Annotated in this window: 21 protein-coding genes; 5 read left to right on the forward strand and 16 right to left on the reverse strand. The window is 64.5% G+C overall.

Annotated elements, in window-relative coordinates:
* Positions 1-12: 12 nt before the first annotated feature.
* Entirely contained in the window at positions 13-405 is a 393-nt protein-coding gene (locus MTX34_RS02405; RefSeq protein WP_243608309.1) for an OsmC family protein, read from the reverse strand.
* 213 nt (positions 406-618) lie between these two features.
* Between MTX34_RS02405 and MTX34_RS02410 the strand changes: the two genes are divergently transcribed.
* A complete protein-coding gene (locus MTX34_RS02410; RefSeq protein ID WP_243608310.1) occupies positions 619-1,572 on the forward strand; it encodes a ferritin-like domain-containing protein in 954 nt (317 codons plus the stop codon).
* Positions 1,573-1,638: 66 nt separating this feature from the next.
* On the opposite strand, the gene MTX34_RS02415 is transcribed toward MTX34_RS02410, so the two are convergent.
* Positions 1,639-2,820 carry a zinc-dependent alcohol dehydrogenase gene (locus tag MTX34_RS02415; RefSeq protein ID WP_243608311.1) on the reverse strand — a complete coding sequence of 394 codons (1,182 nt, stop codon included), beginning with the start codon at positions 2,818-2,820 and terminating at the stop codon, positions 1,639-1,641.
* A gap of 127 nt (positions 2,821-2,947) precedes the next feature.
* Between MTX34_RS02415 and MTX34_RS02420 the strand changes: the two genes are divergently transcribed.
* On the forward strand, positions 2,948-3,946 hold the full coding sequence (locus MTX34_RS02420; protein ID WP_243608312.1) for an iron-containing redox enzyme family protein: 999 nt from the start codon (positions 2,948-2,950) through the stop codon (positions 3,944-3,946).
* On the opposite strand, the gene MTX34_RS02425 is transcribed toward MTX34_RS02420, so the two are convergent.
* The gene (locus MTX34_RS02425) at positions 3,928-4,092 is read right to left on the reverse strand and encodes a CDGSH iron-sulfur domain-containing protein (protein ID WP_243597273.1); all 165 of its coding nucleotides are present in this window, start codon (positions 4,090-4,092) and stop codon (positions 3,928-3,930) included. The two genes, MTX34_RS02420 and MTX34_RS02425, sit on opposite strands and share 19 nt — an antisense overlap.
* A 61-nt stretch (positions 4,093-4,153) precedes the next feature.
* The gene (locus MTX34_RS02430; protein WP_243608313.1) at positions 4,154-4,840 is read right to left on the reverse strand and encodes a HemK2/MTQ2 family protein methyltransferase; all 687 of its coding nucleotides are present in this window, start codon (positions 4,838-4,840) and stop codon (positions 4,154-4,156) included.
* 201 nt (positions 4,841-5,041) lie between these two features.
* Between MTX34_RS02430 and MTX34_RS02435 the strand changes: the two genes are divergently transcribed.
* Together MTX34_RS02435 and MTX34_RS02440 are read left to right on the forward strand one after the other, a co-directional pair.
* Complete coding sequence (locus MTX34_RS02435) at positions 5,042-5,428, forward strand: hypothetical protein (RefSeq protein WP_243597198.1); 387 nt, start codon at positions 5,042-5,044, stop codon at positions 5,426-5,428.
* Complete coding sequence (locus MTX34_RS02440; protein WP_243608314.1) at positions 5,425-6,624, forward strand: NAD(P)/FAD-dependent oxidoreductase; 1,200 nt, start codon at positions 5,425-5,427, stop codon at positions 6,622-6,624. Before MTX34_RS02435 ends, MTX34_RS02440 begins: the two co-directional genes overlap by 4 nt.
* Here MTX34_RS02440 and glsA read toward each other — a convergent pair.
* A complete protein-coding gene (gene glsA, locus MTX34_RS02445) occupies positions 6,580-7,827 on the reverse strand; it encodes a glutaminase A (RefSeq protein WP_243608315.1) in 1,248 nt (415 codons plus the stop codon). The two genes, MTX34_RS02440 and glsA, sit on opposite strands and share 45 nt — an antisense overlap.
* Before the next feature lie 112 nt (positions 7,828-7,939).
* Between glsA and MTX34_RS02450 the strand changes: the two genes are divergently transcribed.
* Positions 7,940-8,938: a fumarylacetoacetate hydrolase family protein gene (locus MTX34_RS02450; RefSeq protein ID WP_243608316.1), complete on the forward strand. Its 999-nt coding sequence runs from the start codon at positions 7,940-7,942 to the stop codon at positions 8,936-8,938.
* Positions 8,939-8,942: 4 nt separating this feature from the next.
* On the opposite strand, the gene MTX34_RS25635 is transcribed toward MTX34_RS02450, so the two are convergent.
* The 11 genes from MTX34_RS25635 to MTX34_RS02500 form a co-directional block, all read right to left on the reverse strand.
* The gene (locus MTX34_RS25635) at positions 8,943-9,077 is read right to left on the reverse strand and encodes a hypothetical protein (RefSeq protein WP_279392721.1); all 135 of its coding nucleotides are present in this window, start codon (positions 9,075-9,077) and stop codon (positions 8,943-8,945) included.
* Between the two features lie 146 nt (positions 9,078-9,223).
* Entirely contained in the window at positions 9,224-11,419 is a 2,196-nt protein-coding gene (katG, locus tag MTX34_RS02455) for a catalase/peroxidase HPI (RefSeq protein WP_279392820.1), read from the reverse strand.
* Positions 11,420-11,494: 75 nt separating this feature from the next.
* Positions 11,495-11,974, reverse strand: a complete 480-nt coding sequence (locus MTX34_RS02460; RefSeq protein ID WP_243597194.1) for a Fur family transcriptional regulator — start codon at positions 11,972-11,974, stop codon at positions 11,495-11,497.
* 157 nt (positions 11,975-12,131) lie between these two features.
* Positions 12,132-12,401 carry a metal-sensitive transcriptional regulator gene (locus MTX34_RS02465; protein WP_032397635.1) on the reverse strand — a complete coding sequence of 90 codons (270 nt, stop codon included), beginning with the start codon at positions 12,399-12,401 and terminating at the stop codon, positions 12,132-12,134.
* 52 nt (positions 12,402-12,453) lie between these two features.
* Positions 12,454-12,873, reverse strand: a complete 420-nt coding sequence (locus MTX34_RS02470; RefSeq protein WP_243597192.1) for a DUF302 domain-containing protein — start codon at positions 12,871-12,873, stop codon at positions 12,454-12,456.
* A gap of 24 nt (positions 12,874-12,897) precedes the next feature.
* Complete coding sequence (locus tag MTX34_RS02475) at positions 12,898-14,964, reverse strand: MMPL family transporter (RefSeq protein ID WP_243608317.1); 2,067 nt, start codon at positions 14,962-14,964, stop codon at positions 12,898-12,900.
* Positions 14,965-15,217: 253 nt separating this feature from the next.
* The gene (locus MTX34_RS02480) at positions 15,218-15,682 is read right to left on the reverse strand and encodes a MarR family transcriptional regulator (RefSeq protein ID WP_243597190.1); all 465 of its coding nucleotides are present in this window, start codon (positions 15,680-15,682) and stop codon (positions 15,218-15,220) included.
* A gap of 12 nt (positions 15,683-15,694) precedes the next feature.
* Positions 15,695-17,491, reverse strand: coding sequence for an acetyl/propionyl/methylcrotonyl-CoA carboxylase subunit alpha (locus tag MTX34_RS02485; protein ID WP_243608318.1), 1,797 nt, complete (start codon positions 17,489-17,491; stop codon positions 15,695-15,697).
* Positions 17,492-17,505: 14 nt separating this feature from the next.
* On the reverse strand, positions 17,506-17,733 hold the full coding sequence (locus tag MTX34_RS02490) for an acyl-CoA carboxylase epsilon subunit (protein ID WP_243608319.1): 228 nt from the start codon (positions 17,731-17,733) through the stop codon (positions 17,506-17,508).
* 77 nt (positions 17,734-17,810) lie between these two features.
* Positions 17,811-19,421 carry an acyl-CoA carboxylase subunit beta gene (locus MTX34_RS02495; RefSeq protein WP_243608320.1) on the reverse strand — a complete coding sequence of 537 codons (1,611 nt, stop codon included), beginning with the start codon at positions 19,419-19,421 and terminating at the stop codon, positions 17,811-17,813.
* A gap of 42 nt (positions 19,422-19,463) precedes the next feature.
* Positions 19,464-20,606 (reverse strand): acyl-CoA dehydrogenase family protein, encoded by a 1,143-nt coding sequence (locus MTX34_RS02500; protein ID WP_243608321.1) that lies wholly within the window; start codon positions 20,604-20,606, stop codon positions 19,464-19,466.
* Between the last annotated feature and the right edge of the window lie 87 nt (positions 20,607-20,693).

Here is a 20,693-nt window from a genome sequence, read left to right on the forward strand (position 1 = left end):
CCCGACGCGGCGTCAGGCAAGGGTGACGTCGACCCCGTCGATGGCCTTGAGGAACGGGCAGATCGATGTCGCCTGAGCCAGTACCGCTTCGGGGTCGTCCGTACCGGGCAGGGAGACCGAGAGCGCGAACGTCGCGTCGTATCCGGATGCCTCGGAGTCGGTGAGAACGACAGTCCCCTTGACCGCCAGTTCGTCGACGCTGCCGCCGACCGTTCCGAGCGCGATACGAAGGGATTCGACGAGGCAGCTCGACAGTGCGGCTGCCATCAGCTGTTCGGGGTTGGTGCTCCCTCCGGGCCCACCCAGCTGTTCGGGCTCACGCACGCCCAGTGACAGGACGCCGTCGTCGGAGGTGACGCCGGTCGCGGTGGCGGAGACGGTCGCGGTGTAGAGCTCGGTGTTCATGCCTGTCGAATGTCCAGTGATCGGTCGATCGAAACCGTCGATCACTGGACTCTCGGACTGCCGCGGAGCCCCACGTGTCGATGCTCACACATCGACAGCACCCGTTTGACCGAACCTACTCACGGGTAATGACACGAACAGGGCCGGGCATCACGCTGTGACCCACAGGCATCGGCCAGAAACAGTCGACCACCCGACCGAAAGGGGAGCACCATGAGCACATCCACGTTGATCGCGCAGTTGCGCGTTGCACTGCAGCTGACGAACACCGAGATCCAGATCGCGGAAACTCGCGTCGTTCAGGCGCGCACCGAGGCGGTACGCAGGGAGTTGACACAGAACGCCGCGAACGGACGTGAGCGCGCGGCAGCCATCGAGGAGGCCCTTCGCGGTCTCGGTGGACTGCCCGAACTCGTCGCGCCGTTCCTGGGGCGCACGCTCGCTGCCGTCAAGACGGTCGCAGAGCAGGCACAGCCGTTCGACGAGGCACTGTTGGGCGATCTCGCACTCGAGCAGCAACTGCTGGGCCGCGCCAAGTACATCAAGGCACTGGCCACGGCAGCGAACGAGCCCACCGTCGTCGCACTGGCGACCCGGCTGGCCACAGCGCACAGCGCAACGGTGGAATGGCTGGAGACGGTGCTCGCGGAAGACGCGCTCGGCGGACCCGCAGCACTGCGACGCACTCCGTTCCAAGCGGCCGCAGGCACTGCCGTGAAGATCGTCAACGCACCGGCGACGTGGTCGGCACGTGGACTCGATCGCGCGCTGGACGCGGCTCGCTCCACCCCGGACCGCCTCGGAGCGCTCCTGGGCCGTGGCGCTCACGCCGGTGACGTGGCCGTCAAGACTCTGACGGCAAGCCGCGACGCCGCACTCGAAGCAGCCGAGGACGTCACCCGTAGCGAGGGAGTCGACACCGTCGCCGACGCGATCCACACCGCGCGGTCGGCCGGCGGAATCCTCGACGCCGACGAGCTTCCGATCGCAGACTACGACGACCTCAATGTCTCGGACGCTGTTGCCGCCATCAAGGACCTCACGAACCCGACCGACGTTCGCACCGTCGTGACGTACGAAGAGGCGCACAAGAACCGCCACGGAGTCGTGTCCGCAGGACAGACGCGCGTGGCAGCCATCGCCAAGGATGTCATCTCGATCGACTGACCCTTCTGCGAATACCGATGCGGCCCGTGAACTTCCGGGCCGCATCGCTGTATTCGAAGCAGTGCGTCAGGGTTTCAGCAACACCTTGATGGCACCGTCCTGCTTCTTCTGGAAGATGTCGTATGCGTGCGGAGCCTCTTCGAGGGAAAGCTCATGCGTGGCAAACGAATCGACGCCCAGAGGATCGTCGTCGCCGAGTAGCGGCATGATGTCGTCGACCCACTTCTTGATGTTCGCCTGACCCATGCGAAGCTGAATCTGCTTGTCGAACATGGTCATCAGCGGGAGCGGGTCGGCCATGCCGCCGTACACGCCGATGATCGAGATGGTTCCGCCGCGTCGAACGATATCGATTGCCGAGTAGAGCGCGCCCAGTCGGTCGACACCGGCCTTCTGCATCATCGGCGCTGCCACGGCATCCGGGAGCATGCCGACTATCTGCTGCGCCAGTTTACCGACCGGAGACCCGTGTGCCTCCATGCCCACCGCATCGATCACCGAGTCCGTGCCTCTGCCGTCGGTCATCTCGCGGATGACGTCGCCGACGCCCCCGCTGTGCTCGGCCAGGTTCACCGTTTCGATTCCCCGGGCCGCGGCCCGCGCCAAGCGCTCGGGAACGAGGTCGACGGCTATGACACGAGCGCCCTTGTGCTGTGCGATGCGCGCCGCCATGTCTCCGATGGGCCCGAGACCGAGAACCGTCACCGATCCCCCGTCCGGAATGGCGGCGTATTCGACAGACTGCCATGCGGTGGGCAATACGTCGGAAAGGTAGACGAAGCGCGAATCCGGCGGCCCCTCCGGAACTTTGATGTGGGTGAACTGCGCCTGCGGGACGCGCAGATACTCGGCTTGACCGCCGGGAACTTGGCCGTACAGCTTGGAGAAGCCGAACAGAGCTGCGCCCATCCCTTGCTCACGAACCTGAGTGGTCTCGCACTGGGTGTACAGACTCGAATTGCACATGTAGCAATGTCCACACGAGATCTGGAACGGGATGACCACGCGGTCGCCGACGGCGAGATCGCCTGTCTCCGAACCCACTTCCTCGACAATTCCCATCGGCTCGTGGCCCAGAATGTCACCCTGGTCCATGAAGGCACCGAGGGTTTCGTACAGGTGCAGGTCCGATCCGCAAATGTTGGTGGTCGTGATCTTCACGATCGCGTCCGTCGGCAGTTCTATCCGCGGATCGGGAACCGTATCGACGCTGACGTTCCTCTTGCCCTGCCATGTCACTGCGCGCATGGAGGCTCCTCTCTGTTGCTCGACCCCGAAACTCGGCGTCGCACGAAACGGATTACCTCGTTCGTATGCGTGCAAACGCATTGGACCGACACGATTGACCGTGACCGGGAGCGGGTAGGCGAGAACAATGAGTGTCGTGACCCCCGCCATCGCCCGCACCCTCGTAGCGCCTAGCCTGCCGGTGCCCTGTGGTCCGCTGTCGGACGCCGTGGTCCGATACCTCTCGACCGGAGGCGGCACTGCACTGCCCAGCGCATCGGCTGCCGATCCGACCTCGCGTGATCTGCAACTGGCGTTGCTCATGACCTACGAACTGCACTACCGCGGATTCGAGGGCGTCGACGACGATTTGGAATGGGATCCGGCTCTGTTGCAGTTCAGGGCTCGACTCGAATCCGCGTTTCTGGACTACGTTCGTTCGGGTGTCGAACCCGGCGACGACGTCGTCGCCGAGATGGATCGCCTGTCGATCGAGACGTCGTCGGGTACCGGACCCTCGTGGTTCCTGCAGGACGAAGGATCGTGGGAGCAGATGCGCGAGTACTTCGTTCATCGGTCCGTCTACCACCTCAAGGAAGCAGATCCCCATGCATGGGCGATCCCCCGATTGACCGGCCAGGTCAAAGCCTCGTACGTCGCCGTGGAATTCGACGAGTACGGCGGTGGCAGGGGCGATCGCGTGCACCAACATCTGTGGGCCGAGTCGATGAGGGCCGCCGACCTCGATGCGTCCTACCTCGGATACGTGGACCGCGTTCCCGCCCAGACGCTCGCGTGGGTGAACCTCATGTCGTTGTTCGGACTGCACCGCAGCCGCCGAGGTGCCACCGTGGGTCATTTCGCCGCCACGGAGATCACGTCCTCGCCGGGTTCGCAACGGTTCGTGCAGGGACTCCGCAGGCTGGCTGCACCGGCCGCGTGCATCGCGTTCTACGCCGAGCATGTCGAGGCCGATGCCGTACACGAGCAGGTACTGCGCCACGACGTGGTGGGAAATCTGATCGGTCAGGAACCACACATCGAATCCGACATCGTATTCGGTATGCGCGCACTCGACTTCGTCGAGAACGAGCTTGCGGACCACGTGATGCAGCGGTGGTCCGCCGGTCAGTCGTCGCTGGACTGAGGCACCCGTCGCTTCGCGCGATGGCTCGTATCGCACAGCGGGTACGTCTTGCTGCGCTTACACGTACACAGCGCTACGACGAACCGATCCGAGGTGACGACGGAGCCGTCATCGAGTTCGATCTCCACCGGCCCGTCGATCAGCATGGGTCCGCCCCGGACGAGTCTCACCCGAGTGCGCGCGGGCGCGGCGTCTCCACCCGTCGGCTCATCGCTTGTCGCCACGTAACACCACCAATTCTTCGGTTCTGCGGCCTGGTTCGAGCAAGCCCCTCGCCTCGAGCCATTCGGCGCGAGACATCATGACCGGCCCGAAGTCGATTGTGCGGCATGCCGCGTCCGATACGCCGAAACCGTGAGCACCGAGCATCTCCCGTGTCCGCTGCGAACCCGAGAACTCCGAGTGGACCACCAGAATCACACCGCCGGGCACCAGCAGTTCCGCGCCTCGCGTACACAGTGGATCGAGCACCACTCGTCCGTCCTCGCCTGCATCCCACGCGCGATGCACACCCATTCCGGTGGGCGCGTTCTCCGACGGGACATATGGAGGATTGCACAGCAGAACGTCGAACGGCTCCACCTCGGCTGCGTCCGAGAACGACCCGAGACGCACATCCACATCGACTCCGACCGACCGGGCATTGCGCTGTGCGCAGGCAACTGCCCGCGGAGAGATGTCGAAGGCCATCACGTCGCGGGCACCGAGCAGTGCCGCGGTGATGGCCACTGCGCCGCTACCGGTACACATGTCGAGTACGCGTGCTCCGGAGACGAGCCCCGACTCGGCTGCAACGTCGCACAGCAGGAGTGAATCCTGCTGGGGCTCGTACACTCCGGGATCAGCGTGCACTCCGGCCAGTGAGCGGACGGAGTCGAATTCGGCTGTCGTCACGGATGTTCCTCCAAGTATCGATTGTCGGATTCGTATTCCCGCCCCGAAGTCCCGCAAACCGGTTGCCCGGAACATGCTTACGAACACGATCAGCGGGGTAAGCCCTTGGATGCGCGGTTGAGGAGCAGCCCGCAGTCCTCACCGTCGACTGCCGCACTCCTGCTCCACAGGCTCAGGGGTTCGGCTCCACAGGAGTTGCCCATGATCGTCGTACCGTCCATTACGCCCCCGGTCGCGGAAGTGGTTCCGTCGCTGACCGACTCGCAGAGCCTCGCTACCGAGATGAGGCTGTCAGTGGACGAAAGTGCAGGTGCCGACATCGTCGTGCGAGTGATCGGCGCAGTGGGCGATTCGGACGTTCCGGTACTTGCCGAAACGCTCGGTGAGGTCGCCGAGCGTGGCCGAGCCTTGATTCTCGACCTGTCTTCGGTGACAGGTGTCGCCGCAGGTGTCCATTCCGTGCTCGACGCCACCGCCATTCGCCTGGGTCGATGGAATCAACAGCTGACCGTGGTGCTTTCACCCGCCTTGGAATCCGAAGTCGGTCTCGTGACCGACCGAGTCGTGGTGCGTCGGTCGGTTCTGTGAGCGCCCCGCGCAGAACGTACGACGTCCTCGTTGTCGGCGGCGGCAACGCAGGCATCAGCGCGGCCGCGCGATTGCTGAAGAAGGGCATCTCCGACGTCGCGGTCATCGAACCCAAGCAGGTGCACACGTATCGCCCCCTGCTCTCGTACGTGGGTTCCGGGCAGGCGTCTTTGGCCGAGGCCGAGCGAACTCAGCGTTCGGTGATCCCGGCTGGATGCCGCTGGCTGGAGGATTCGGCGGTGGCGATCGACCCGGTGAATCGCGTGGTGCGATGTGCGTCGGGTTCGGACTACGGCTACCGCGATCTCGTACTCGGCCAGGGACTCGTCGTCGATACCGATGCGCTGCCCGGGGTGTGGGCTGCGCTCGCATTCCCCGGTGTCGCCAGCAATTACCTCGACCGAGCCGAACGCACCTGGCAGCTCGTGCGTGACCTACCTGCTCACAGCAGTGCTGTGTTCACCGTCCCTCGCCCGCCCGTCGGGTGCACCGGCACCACACTCAAGCCGTTGTTTCTCGCCGCGGATCACTGGAGTCGTACCGGGCGTATGCCGGGAATCGACATCACGCTGGTGTTGGATCGGCATCGACTCCTGGGCGTGCCGGAACTCGACGCCATGGTCATCGCGCGGCTCCGCGAGCTCGGCGCGCGAATTCTGAACCGTACCGCGGTGACGGCACTGCACCCGGAGAGCAGGCACATCACGGTCACGGACCAGGACGGCATCGACGAGCGTCTGAACTACGACATGCTGCACCTGGTACCGCCGTTCCGAGGTCCGACGTGGTTGGAGGAATCGAATCTGACCGGCTCTGCGCCGCACGGTGTGGTGGACATCGACGGACGAACTCTGCGCCATCGGGTGTACCCGAATGTCTGGGCCGCGGGTGACGGTGCAGCCATCGACACCGACTCCTCGGGTGGCGCACTGCGCAAACAGGTTTCGGTTCTCGTCGACAATCTGATCGCAGCTCGCAACGGGCAACCGTCGACGGAGTACGACGGCTACACCGTCGCCCCCATCGCAGTCGGCGCACACAAGTTGATCGCGGCCGAGTTCGACCGCACCGGGACCTTGACGCCATCGTTGCCGTCGTTTCTCGATTCACCGAAACCCAGGCGATCGGCCTGGGCGTTCGACCGATACGGCCTACCGTTGTCCTACTGGAACATGATTCTCGCCGGTCGTCTCTGACCGGTCGGGTGAATCCATGAATCCGTCGGGGTCCTCCACGGAAACTCGATGGCCGTCGTCCTCCAGTGCGTGGACCGCTTCGGTGAGGAGCCGTCGAGCCGCACCGTCGACGGCCCGAACCTCCTTGAAATCAATTGCCACACTGCGATTTTCGGTAACTGCGGCCAGCAACCGCGATATGACGGCCTCCGCACCGGCGAACCGCAGATCTCCCTGCAGTTCCACGCTGGTCATGTCCTCGCTCTCGGTCACGCTCCTGATCGCCGATTCACCGCTGGGTGCCACGTGCATCATGTGCAGGCCCAGATCGCGCGAGAGTCGCTCGAACACCGCCACCCCGCGCACACTGTTGCCGTGCTCGTTCAGTCTCGGCGACAGAACGGCAATGCCCACCTGGCCCGGCAGCACGCCGATGATCGCGCCGGCCACCCCACTCTTGGCCGGGATACCCACGCTCGCAAGCCAGCTGCCGCTGCCGTCGTACATTCCGCAGGTCGCCATGACGGCGAGAACGTGGCGATCGACCTCCGGGTCGAGTATCTGCACACCCGTCTCGGGATTCTTGCCGCCGTTCGCCATCACCGCGGCGATCCTCGCCAAGTCGCTACAGGTCACGCTCACCGCGCACTGACGCGCGTAGCCGTCGACGACATCGGCGGGCTCGGCGTCGAGGTGGCCGACCGACTTCAGCAGGTGTGCAATGGCAGTGTTCCGGTCATCGGATGCGAGTTCGGCCTCGTACACCGATTGGTCGATCGAGAGTTCGCGGTCGGCCATCGTGGACAGCAGAGCAGTCATACGCGCGGCGCGCTCCTCGCTCCCGCTGCCTCTGATCATCGAATGCACCGCCAGCGCACCGGCATTGATCAACGGGTTCCGCGGTCTTCCGGTTTCCGCTTCCAGGGAGATCTCGTTGAACGAGTCGCCCGAGGGTTCGACGTCGACGGCCTCGAGCACCGCCTCGATGCCGTTGTCCTCGATGGCCAGTGCATACGCGATCGCCTTCGCGATCGACTGGATCGAGAATTCGGTGTCGGTATCGCCCGCCTCGTGCAGCGATCCCGCGACGGTGGCGAGGGAGACTGCGAACGTATCGGGATCTGCCGAGGCCACTACCGGGTTGCCCTCGGTCACCGCCCCTCCGTCGAACCGTCGACAGTCCTCCAACACGGAAGCAAGGTACTCGGGAACAGGCGATCTCATGGGTCCACGCTAGTCCCCGCCGAGCAGGTCTTGACACCACAGCCGTACCGCCGTTTACACTCCTGGTTCCTCAACCGTTGTGGAGCCCCTCCCGCGAAGATCGGATCAACCAGTGCGATTACGACGCCTGATCGCTGCCGACTCGGCAGACCGTCTCGCCGTGTACGCGCCCGACACGAATTCATGGGTCGATCTCGACGCCGCGGTGTCGACGTTGGGTGCCGACGAGGCTCTGCGCCCACTCACCCGCACCGTGCTCGGGTTCCTCGACGCCGGTGAACGCGTGCGCGACGCGGCCACTGCCGTGGTGCAGCGCGCGGTCTCCGAAGGTGTCGCGGTGGTCGACCGACCGACACCGACGCTTCCCGTCGCCCCGGCGTCGCTCCGCTGCTTCCTCGGTTGGGAGGCGCACTGGGACCTGGCCGCGCACAACCTGGTTCGCCGCAACCTTCCGAAAGCCGTCCCCTTCATCCGCGGATTCGAGACCGTCACTCGATCGACGTTTCCGGCACTCCGCCCGGGTCCGGGATTCGACGACCACCCGGTCTACTACACCGGCAACCACCTCACCGTTGTCGCCGACGAAGCCGCCGTCGAGTGGCCGTCCTACAGCCGGGCGCTGGATTTCGAGCTGGAGTTCGGAGCCGTGGTGACCAGGCCCGTTCGCGACGTGTCCGCGCGCGAGGCCGCCGCTGCGATCGGCGGGTACGTGGTGTTCGACGACATCAGTGCTCGCGACACTCAATGGGAGGAGCAGCGCCGCACTCCGTTCGGACCGGTGGTCAAGACCAAGACCTTCGCCAGCTCCATGGGAGCCGATATCGTCACCGCCGACGAGATCACGCCACGGCTGGACTCGTTGACGGCCACCGTCACGGTCGACGGCGAGCTGTGGTCGACGACCGGCACTGCAGGCATGCGGTACTCGATCGGCGAATCACTCTCGTACGCGTGTCGCGGTGAAAACGTCTACCCCGGTGAGCTGTTGACGTCCGGCACGCTGCCGCGCGGATGCGGCCTCGAACTCGACCGCTGGATCGCCCCGGGCGATCGCGTCGAACTGAGCATCGAAGGAATCGGCTCGGTCACCAATACGATCGGGACTCGCTGACGATTCAGCGCTCGAAGTCGGATTTGTCGGTAGAGGCATCCTGGAACATCTCCAGGAACGATCCGAACCCGGAGGCTCCCTTGCGCGATTCGTCCATGTTGTTGTCGACGGCTCCCGCCGCCCCCTCGTCGTGTGTCATGTCTTGTAGCCTGCCGCTCGGAAATTGCAGCGAGCCTGGGACCGAGGACACGAATTGGCAACGAAAGATAACGGACCTATAACGACGAACTCGGAGCTACGGACGAGGATTCGTCCATAGCTCCGAGTTCGGTGGAGCAGTGAAGACTAAGCGAGCTCGAAGCGATCGAGCATCATGACCTTGTCCCAGGCCGCGACGAAGTCGCGGACGAACTTCTCCTTGGCGTCATCGCAGGCGTATACCTCTGCGAGAGCGCGCAATTCGGAATTCGAGCCGAAGACCAGATCGTTGCGGGTTCCGGTCCACTTCTTCTCACCGGTGGCCGCGTCCTTGGCCTCGTAGATGCCGTCCTCCGCGGTGGGAACCCATTCGGTGCCCATGTCGAGGAGGTTGACGAAGAAGTCGTTGGTGAGCGTGCCGACCTTGTCGGTCAGAACGCCGTGCGACGACTGCTTGTAGTTCGCGCCGAGCACACGCAGACCGCCGACGAGCACGGTCATCTCGGGCGCACTGAGCGACAACAGGTTTGCGCGATCGACGAGGTTGAACTCGGCCGGCAGCTTCTGGCCCTTGCCCAGGAAGTTGCGGAAACCATCGACCTTGGGCTCCAGATCGGAGAACGAGTCGACGTCCGTCTTCTCCTGCGTGGCATCCATGCGGCCCGGAGTGAACGGCACCGTGACGTCGACGCCCGCGTTCTTGGCCGCCTGCTCCACGGCTGCGACACCACCGAGAACGACGAGGTCGGCGAACGAGACCGTTCCGGAGAACGACTGCTGGACACCTTCGAGGACTCGGATGACCTGTGCGATCTCGTCGGGCTCGTTGACCTCCCAGCCGGCCTGCGGCTGCAGGCGCAGACGGCCACCGTTGGCTCCGCCGCGCTTGTCGCTCACACGGAACGACGATGCCGCTGCCCAGGCAGCCGAGATCAGCTGGTCCTGAGTCAGTTCGGAACCGAGGATGGTCTGCTTGAGCTCGGCAATCTGAGCGTCGTCGATCAGCTCGTGATCGACGGCCGGGATCGGGTCCTGCCAGAGCAGTGGCTCCGCCGGAACCTCGGGGCCGAGGTAGCGCGAGACCGGTCCCATGTCGCGGTGCGTGAGCTTGAACCAGGCCTTCTGGAACTCTTCCGCGAGCTCCTCGGGATGGTCGAGCCAGCGACGGGTGATCTGCTCGTAGATCGGGTCGACGCGCATCGCGATGTCGGAGGTCAGCATCGACGGGTGGCGACGCTTCGTGGGATCGGCGGGATCGGGAACGAGATCCGCACCCTCGCCGTTCTTCGGACGCCACTGGTGCGCACCTGCGGGGCTCTTGGTGAGCTCCCACTCGAATCCGTACAGGGTCTCGAGGAAGCTGTTGTCCCACTGGGTCGGCGTCGGAGTCCAGATGACCTCGAGGCCACTGGTGATCGCGTCCGCACCGACACCGCTCTGGTAGCTGTTCTTCCAGCCGAGGCCCATCTGTTCGATGGGTGCGCCCTCGGGCTCGGCACTGATGTGCTCGTCGGGATCCGCTGCACCGTGCGTCTTGCCGAAGGTGTGTCCGCCGACGGCCAGTGCCGCAGTTTCGATGTCGTTCATGGCCATGCGGCCGAAGGTCTCGCGAATGTCCAACGCGGACTGAACGGGATCCGGGTTGCCGTTGGGGCCTTCGGGATTGACGTAGATCAGGCCCATCTGCACTGCGGCGAGCGGGTTCTCGAGGCTCGTGCGATCACCGTTGTAGCGCTCGTCGCCGAGCCAGGTCTGCTCTGGGCCCCAGTAGACGTCCTCGTCCGGCTCCCAGGCGTCGACGCGTCCGCCGGCGAAACCGTAGGTCGGCAGGCCCATGGACTCGATGGCGACATTGCCGGTGAGCACGATCAGGTCGGCCCAGGAGAGCTTGCGGCCGTACTTCTGCTTGACCGGCCAGATCAGGCGGCGCGCCTTGTCCAGCGACGCGTTGTCGGGCCAGCTGTTGAGAGGCGCGAAACGCTGCATGCCTGCACCGGCACCGCCGCGACCGTCCTGCTTGCGGTACGTGCCCGCTGCGTGCCACGCCATGCGGATGAAGAACGGGCCGTAGTGACCGAAGTCTGCAGGCCACCAGGGCTGCGAGTTCGTCATGAGGGCTTCGATGTCACGCTTGACCTCGGCGAGGTCCAAGGAGTTGAACTCGGCAGCGTAGTCGTAATCCGCACCCATCGGATCGCCGACAGCCGGGTTCTTCTTGAGAATCTTCAGATTCAGGGCCTTGGGCCACCACTCACGGTTGCCTCCGCCTTCGACGGGAGTCGGCATCGAGTCGTGCATGACCGGACACTTGCCACCGCTCTCCTGCGGCTGATCCTCGTTCATCTCTTTTTCGCGTGTTACGTGATCTTCAGACACGTGCTTCCTTCCAGGGTGTGACGATCGGGCTGTGATCGGTGGTCACGAACTTCGGTGTGCTCGAGACCGGGGAGGGAACTGAACGGGAACTGCCGGCTGCTCGCGAGCAGCCGAACACTGTGCGCAGAAGCCCCAGTAGATGACTTCCGCCTCGTCGATCGTGAAACCGACGGAGTCCGATGCGGTGAGACACGGCGTCTCACCCACCGCGCAATCCACGTCTGCGATCACGCCACAGGCGCGACACACAGCGTGGTGGTGGTTGTCGCCGACACGAGATTCGTACCGAGCAGGAGATCCTGCCGGTTCGATTCGCCGTACGAGGCGCGCCGTGCTCAACGCATTGAGAACGTCGTACACGGTTTGCCGAGACACCTCGGGCAGCACCGATCGCACGAGTCCGAGGATCGTGTCGGTGTCCGCATGAGGATTGGATCCGACGACCTCGAGCACCGCGACCCGGGGACGGGTCACGCGCATATCGGCGGCGCGTAACTGCTCCGCATACGGTGAGATCGGCATCACAGCAATACTATCCTCCGCTTTTCTGGACAAAGTCAAGTATGCAGCCGAACTCGTCGGATGTCGACCCCGACGTCGCACAACAGCGTCGTCACGGGGCAAACACGACTCCCACTGTTCGCCCTCCCGTCGCTCCCTCGTGGGATTCGACCCGGCCTCAGGCCAGTGCCAGGAACAGTTTCTCGAGTTCGGCCTCGGTCATCGGCTCCTTCTCACCCGCACTTTCCCCCGTCATGCACTCGCGCAGACCGGTGGCCACGATCTTGAACCCCGCCTTGTCCAGTGCGCGCGAGACGGCGGCGAGCTGGGTGACGACATCCTTGCAATCGCGACCGTTCTCGATCATCCCGATGACCCCGGCAAGCTGACCGTGCGCGCGCTTGAGTCGATTCAATACCAGTGCGATGCTGTCTTCGTCGCCGATCATGTCGATCCCCTCGATGGTGGTGATAGTGCCCCCAATGGTACCCCCGGGGGCATCAGGCGGGATCGGATCCGGTACCGCCCAGTGCCGCGATGGCCGCCTGCAGCTTCGTCGTGGCCTCGGAAGCAACCGCATCCAACCCGGACTCACCGGTGACCTCGACCATGATGGCCGGGTTCATGGCCTCGACGACGACGGATCCCGCTACTGCCGTGTTCTCGCGAACCACCACGTTGCACGGCAACAGCAGACCGATCTGCTTCATGACGCCCACCGCACGGTGAGCCAGTCCCGGGTTGCATGCACCGAGGATCACGTAGCGCTCCATGTCCTCGTCGAGCTTCGCTTTCAGAGTCGCCTGCATATCGATCTCGGTGAGGACTCCGAAACCCTGCTCCGACAACGCTTTTCTCGTGCTGTCGATCGCGGTGTCGAAGTCGGTGTCGTTCAGCGTGGTGGACAATGCGATGTTCATGGTGTCTCCTCGAAAATTGTTGTGTCAGTGAGAAAAGCGGATGGAGGGCAGCACCGCGCGCAGCCACGCCGGCGACCACCAGGCACCGTGCCTGGTCAACCGCAAGAGGACAGGAAGCAGCACGAGTCGAACGAGGAACGCGTCGAGCAGTACAGCGACACCTAGGATGATGCCCATCTCCTTGGGTGGCAACGGATCGGACAGTGCGAACGTGAAGAACACTGCCACCATCACCGCTGCTGCGGCAAAGATGACGCGCCCCGAGTGGGCCAACCCGTCGACCTGAGCAACCTTGAAGTCACCCGAGCGTTCGTAGTGTTCCTTGGCGGTGGCCAGCAGGAACACGGTGTAGTCCATGGCGATGGCGAAGATCATCGCGAAGAAGAACACCGGGCCCCAACCGTCGAGGAATCCCTGAGGCGTGAAGCCCAGCAGAGAGGATCCGTGACCGTCCTGGAAGATCAGCTTGGCGACGCCGAACGCCGCCGCGGTGGACAGCAGGCTCACCACGGTGCCGAGCAACGCGATGAGCGGAGCCTGAAGCGCCACCAGAAGCAGCACGAATCCGAGGACCAGGATGATCCCGACGACTATCGGCAGATAGTCGTTCAAGGCCTGCTGCAGGTCCAGGTTCTCTGCCGGCGCTCCGCCGACGAGTGCCGAATCGGGCAGTGTCGATCGCAGATCGGCGAGAATGGAACCCATCGCTTCGTCGGACGGATCCACCGACGGAATTGCCTGCAGAAGTGCATATCCCGAATCGTCAGCGGCACTCTGCGGCGGCGTCACCATCGAGATCCCGTCGACCCCCGCAGCGACGGTTGCGGTCTCGACGGCATCCGCGTCGGGAACCACGACTTGCAACGCACCCGGTGCACCCGGCCCGAACTGGGCCTGCACGAGCGCGTAGCCCTGACGCACCGGTGCATCCTCGGGCACCACCGCGATCGACGGCATCGCCACCTTCAAGCCGAGCACCGGAAGCGCCAGGGCGATCAGAATTCCCACGGAGACGAGAGCGAACGGCCACGGGTGCTTGTGCAACAACTCGCCCCATGCCGCGAACTTCGGCGATCGATGCGCCTGACGCTTGGCATACGGCAACGAAGCTGCGTTGACCTTGGGGCCGAGCGCCCCCAGAGCGGCGGGCAGCAGTGTCATCGTCGCCAGCAACACGAAGGCGACGGCCAGCATGATCCCGACCGCCATGGTGCGCACTGCAGGTGCGGGGACGAGCAGCACAGCCGACAGACTCACCAGTACCGTCAGACCGGACAGCACAACGGCTTTGCCGGCGGTGTCCATGGTTTCGGCGACGGCCGCCCGAGGGTCGGCGTTGCGCAACGCGTCGCGGAATCGAGCGACGATGAACAGCGCGTAGTCGATTCCCAGAGCGAGGGCGAACATCATCGCGAAGTTCATGGCCCACACCGAGATCGGCGTCACACCGTTGAGTAGAACGAGACCACCAGCGGACGCAACGAGCCCGGCGACGGTGAGCAGCAGCGGCAACCCCGCGGCGACCAGTGACCCGAACGCAAGCACCATGATCGCCAATGTGACCGGCCACGAGAACAGTTCGGCTTGGATCATCGCATCGTGGTTCGCCTTGTTGAAGTCCGACCACAGGGCCGACGAACCGGTGGGATACACCTCGATTCCGTCACCCGAGAGCCCGGTCAACCGCTCCTTCACATCGTCGACGGCTTTGACCATCTCGTCGGTGGTGCCGTTTGCCCCGGCGATGACGATGCCGGTTCGGCCGTCCGGGCTGATCGTCATACCCGGTTGCGGCGCAACGACGTCGCCGAATCTGGTGTCGCCGGTGAATACGTCGGACACGTCGGCAATCACATCCTGAACAGCGGGATCGGTGATGGGTGCCGAGTCGGAGTGGACGACCACCTGCACCGCTGCCGAGGAATTACCGCCGAAGTGCTGCTGGGCCAATTCCCGAACCTGTACGGATTCCGATCCGTTCGCCTGCCATCCCGCTCCGGCCAGCGACGAGAACACCGAGGGCGCAAACGAACCTAGGCCCACGAGCACGATGAGCCACACACCGAACACCCAACGTCGGTGAGTCACCATCGAGCCACCCGCGCGACCGAGCAAGCCCGGCCCGGCTACAGGTCGATCATCCGGTGGACGAAGAACTTCGGCATCACGCAGCGACATTGTGCTCCTATACGGGTGGGGGTATCGAACAGGGCAGACGAGACCCTCGAAACGAACGAACGTGCCCACCTTCGCACATACCCAACGGGGTATGCAAGTACCCCTGGGGGTATCACCCCAGGGGTACTTGTTTCAGAGCCGACGGACCGGTGTCGTCACCCGTCGATCAGCGCCGACCGTTCCACTGCTTCTCGATGCCACGCAGCACCTCGAGCGTCCGAGCAGAATCGGCATCGACGGCCATCCTCGACCGAGCGCGCTCGAGCGCACGCTCGGCCCGCGCCACCGCGCGATGGCCCGAGTCGGTCGCTTCGACCATGTATTGCTGTCGATTTCGCGGATTGACGCTCCGCACCAGCAGTCCCGCCTCGACGAGACTGGCCGTCGTGGCGGTGATACTCGTCCGGTGCCGCACCAACTCCCGCGACAGCGCACTGTAGGACATCGGCCCTCGCCTGGACACCAGTTCCAGCACTTCGTACCTCGCCCAGCTCAGCCCCTGTGCGTCCAGCGCCTCCGCCAGACGAACCCGCGCGGCCGACGCCATGCGCAGCACCGTGGACACGATTTCGAGCTCGGTGGAATGCACCGGCGAGGTACCACCGTCGAACGATTCAGCGAGGGCAGTCATCGGAACACTCCCCTACTTGATCTCGGCGAGGACGGTGCCTTGGGTGATGGCGTCGCCTGCGGTGACGGTCAGGCCGGTGATGGTGCCTGCTTTGTGGGCGTTGACGGGGTTTTCCATTTTCATCGCTTCGAGGACGGCGACGAGGTCACCGGCGGCGACTTCCTGGCCTTCGGTGACGGCGACTTTGACCACGGTGCCCTGCATGGGTGCGGTGACCGAATCTCCGGATGCCGCGCCCGCTCCGGCACCGCCGCGGGTACGCGCTTTGGGTTTACGGCGCACCGCACCGGCATTCCCGCCGTTGTTGCCGCCGAGGGTCAGTTCCCCGGGCAGGGAGACCTCGACGCGTCGGCCGCCGACCTCGACGACCACGGACTGACGGGGTAGGACCTCGTCGTCGTCGATCGGCTGTCCGGCGGTGAACGGGGGAACCTGGTTGTCCCATTCGGTTTCGATCCAGCGAGTGTGCACGTCGAAGGAGTCGCCGTCGCCGATGAACGCGGGATCGGAGACCACCGCGGCGTGGAACGGGATGACCGTCGCCAGGCCGTCGACGGTGAATTCGGCCAACGCCCGACGGGAGCGGGCGAGGGCTTCGTCGCGGGTGGCTCCGGTGACGATGAGTTTGGCGAGCATCGAATCGAACTGGCCCCCGATCACACTGCCGGATTCGACACCGGAATCGACGCGCACACCCGGGCCGGAGGGGGCGGTGAAGGTGGTGACCGGTCCGGGGGCGGGCAGGAACCCGCGCCCGGCGTCTTCGCCGTTGATCCGGAACTCGAACGAATGCCCGCGTGGTTCGGGATCTTCGGTGATGGACAGTTCCTCACCGTTGGCGATGCGGAACTGCTGCAGCACCAGGTCGATGCCGGAGGTTTCCTCGGTGACGGGGTGCTCGACCTGCAGGCGGGTGTTCACCTCCAGGAACGAGACGAGCCCGTCTTGGCCGACGAGGTATTCCACCGTGCCGGCACCGTAGTAGCCGGCTTCGAGGCAGATGGCTTTGGCGGAGGAGTGAATTTCTTTGCGTTGGGCGTCGGTGAGGAACGGGGCGGGGGCTTCCTCGACGAGTTTCTGGAAGCGGCGTTGCAAGGAGCAGTCGCGGGTACCGGCGACGATGACGTTGCCGTGTTGGTCGGCGATGACCTGGGCTTCGACGTGGCGTGGCTTGTCGAGGTAGCGTTCGACGAAGCATTCTCCACGCCCGAATGCGGCGACGGCTTCGCGGGTGGCCGAGTCGAACAGTTCGGGGATTTCCTCGCGGGTGCGGGCGACTTTCATGCCGCGTCCGCCGCCACCGAATGCGGCTTTGATCGCGATCGGGAGGCCGTGTTCGTCGACGAACGCCAAGATTTCGTCGGCGTCCTTGACCGGTTCGGAGGTGCCGGGGACGGACGGTGCTTTGGCGCGGGCGGCGATGTGGCGGGCGGTGACCTTGTCGCCGAGGTCGCGGATGGACTGCGGGGACGGTCCGATCCAGATCAGTCCGGCGTCGATGACGGCCTGGGCGAAGTCGGCGTTCTCGGAGAGGAACCCGTAGCCGGGGTGGATGGCGTCGGCACCGGACTTGGCGGCGGCGTCGAGGATCTTGTCGATCACCAGATACGACTCCGCGGAGGTCTGCCCGCCGAGGGCGAAGGCTTCGTCGGCCAGGCGTACGAACGGGGCATCGCCGTCGGGCTCGGCGTACACAGCGACACTGGCCAACCCGGCATCGGCGGCCGCCCGGATCACCCGCACCGCGATCTCACCACGATTGGCGACAAGAACCTTGGAAATCTTCTTATGGGAGGTAGAGGTGGTCATATGTGCGAAGTCCTTCACTGGCCGAATCGGGCATTGACGAAAAGAGCTGGGGCACTGGCGAGTCCGTAGCGATGCTGATCCTCGGGCCGGCCCCACAGATCCGATACCGCCGGAGCTTCGGCGACCACCGACGTTTGCGCAGCGGTCAGAACAGCAACCACGGCGGCGATGTCGGTGTCGGTGGGCTGTCCACGAAACGACCAACTGGGCGACGCAGCAACATGATTCGCTTCTGCGCTCACTGCGTCATGATTCGCTTCTGCGCTCGCTGCGTCATGATTCGCTTCTGCGCTCGCTGCGTCATGATTCGCTTCTGCGCTCATAGTGGGATGTTTCCGTGTTTCTTGGGTGGGAGGGTGACTTGTTTGCGTTCGAGCAGTCGTAGCGCGGTGACGATCTGGCCGCGTGTGTGGCTCGGCGGGATGACGGCATCGAGGTAGCCGCGTTCGGCAGCGATGTAGGGGTTGACGAGGGTGTCCTCGTATTCCTGCTGCAGTGTCAACCGGAGGGCGTCGACGTCCTCACCGTTCTTCGCGGCCTCCAACAGTTTCTTGCGGTAGACGAACCCGACAGCACCGGAGGCTCCCATGACGGCGATCTGCGCGGTCGGCCACGCCAAATTCACGTCTGCTCCCATGTGCTTGGACCCCATCACGTCGTACGCCCCGCCGTACGCTTTGCGGGTGATGACGGTGATCTTCCCGACCGTCGCTTCCCCGTAGGCGTACAACAGTTTCGCCCCACGCCGGATGATGCCGTTGAACTCCTGCCCCGTCCCGGGCAGAAACCCGGGTACATCGACCAGGGTGATGATCGGGACGTTGAAGCAGTCGCACGTGCGGACGAACCGGGCTGCTTTCTCGGAGGCATCGATATCGAGGGTGCCCGCGAACTGGGTGGGTTGATTGGCCACGATCCCCACCGACCGGCCGTCGATCCGCCCGAACCCGACGATGATGTTGCGGGCCCGACCTTCCTGGACTTCCAAGAACTCGTCGTCGTCGAGGATCCGGGTGATCACCTCGTGCATGTCGTACGGAGTGTTCGGCGAATCGGGGATCAGGGTGTCGAGTTCGAGATCCTCGGCGGTCAACGAATCCTCGATCGCCCCGACGATCGGATCCGACGCCACGGTGCGCGGGGCGTCGGCCCGATTGTTGCTCGGGAGGTAGGACAGGAGGTCTCGGACGTAGTCGAGGGCGTCCTGTTCGCCGGACGCGACGTAGTGCGCGACCCCGGATTTCTCCATGTGGGTGTGTGCGCCACCGAGTTCTTCCATGGTGACGTTCTCGCCGGTGACGGTTTTGATGACGTCGGGGCCGGTGACGAACATCTGGCTCGTGCCGTCGACCATGACCACGAAATCGGTCAGGGCCGGAGAGTAGACGTGCCCGCCTGCGGCGGGTCCCATGATCACCGAGATCTGCGGGATCACCCCGGACGCGCGGACGTTGCGGTGGAAGATCTCCCCGTACAACCCGAGGGAGACCACACCTTCCTGGATGCGGGCTCCGGCACCTTCGTTGATCCCGACCAGGGGCCGGCCGGTCTTGATCGCCAGGTCCATCACCTTGACGATCTTCTCGCCGTAGATCTCCCCGAGCGAGCCACCGAAGACGGTCGCGTCCTGGGAGAACACGCACACATCGCGGCCGTCGACGGTGCCGTAGCCGGTGACGACACCGTCACCGAACGGCCGGTTGTCGGCCAACCCGAAATTTTGTGAGCGGTGCCGCGCCAACGCGTCGAGTTCGACGAACGAGCCCTCGTCCAGCAGGGCGGTGATCCGCTCCCGCGCGGTCAGCTTGCCCTTGGCATGGACCCGCTCCACCGCTGCCTCACCGGACGGAATCTCCGCAACCGCGAGACGTTTACGAAGATCGGCCAACTTACCCGCAGTGGTATGGATATCGGGTTCGGTCGTTGTCATGCAGATGTCCCCTACGTTGTATGGAATGGGAGATTGAGATCGTCAGTTCGTTGCAAGCGAGCGGGCAATCACCAGACGCTGAATCTGGTTGGTGCCCTCGAAGATCTGCGTGATCTTGGCGTCGCGCATGTATCGCTCGACGCGGAAGTCGCGGGTGTACCCGTAACCACCGAACACCTGCACCGCGTCGGTGGTCACCTTCATGGCTGCATCGGTGGCGATCAGCTTGGCCACAGAAGCATTGCGGGAGTAAGGAAGTCCGGCGTCCCGGCGGCGAGCCGCGTCGAGATACGTCGCGCGTGCGGAGTCCACTGCCGCCGCCATGTCCGCCAGCACGAATCCCAGGCCCTGGTGGTCGATGATCTTCTTGCCGAACGCTGTGCGCTCCTGCGCGTACTTCACAGCATCGTCGAGTGCGGCTTGCGCGATTCCGACTGCAACAGCAGCGATTCCGAGCCGCCCTGCATCGAGCGCGCTGAAGGCGATCTGCAGCCCCTGCCCCTCCGCACCGATGCGCCACTCGGTCGGTACGTGCACGTCGTCGTAGTGCGCCGAGGTCGTCGGGATCGCGTGCAGCCCCATCTTCTCCTCGGGCTTGCCGAAGCTCAGGCCGTCGGTTCCATCCGGAACGAGAAAGCACGAGATGCCCTTCGATCCTTCGCCGGTCCGGGCGAACAGGTTGTAGAAGTCGGCCACTCCGCCGTGCGTGATCCACGCCTTCGAACCGTTCACCGTGTAGCCGCCCTCGGTCGGGGTGGCCTTGCAGCTCAAGGCTGCTGCGTCCGAACCGGCCTGCGCCTCGGACAGCGAGTAGGCACCGATCTGCGCCCCACCGAGCATGTCGGGAAGTTTGTCGGCTTTCTGCTGGTCGGTCCCGAACGCCATCACGGGATAGCAGGCCAAACCGTGCACGCTCACTGCAACGGCCACTGCTGCCCAACGCGATGCCAGCTCTTCGAGTACCTGGAGGTACACCTCGTACGGCTGGCCACCACCGCCCCACTCCTCCGCGTACGGCAGGCTCAGCAGCCCTGCTTCACCGAGAGTGGCGAACACGCCTGTCGGATAGGTCTCGCTGCGCTCGTGTTCGTCGACGATCGGGTCGAGCACCTTGTCTGCCACGTCGCGGGTCAGCGCGATGAGGTCGCGCGCTTCGGCGGTGGGCAACAGACGATCGACGGGCACGTGAACCTCCGGGATGTTCGGCATCAGTACTGAAGAATGATCCGCAGTACTGATGCACAGTACTGCACAAGTCGATGCAGTACCATC

This window comes from Rhodococcus sp. ARC_M5, from assembly GCF_022810405.1.
Classification (GTDB): Bacteria; Actinomycetota; Actinomycetes; order Mycobacteriales; family Mycobacteriaceae; genus Rhodococcoides; species Rhodococcoides navarretei.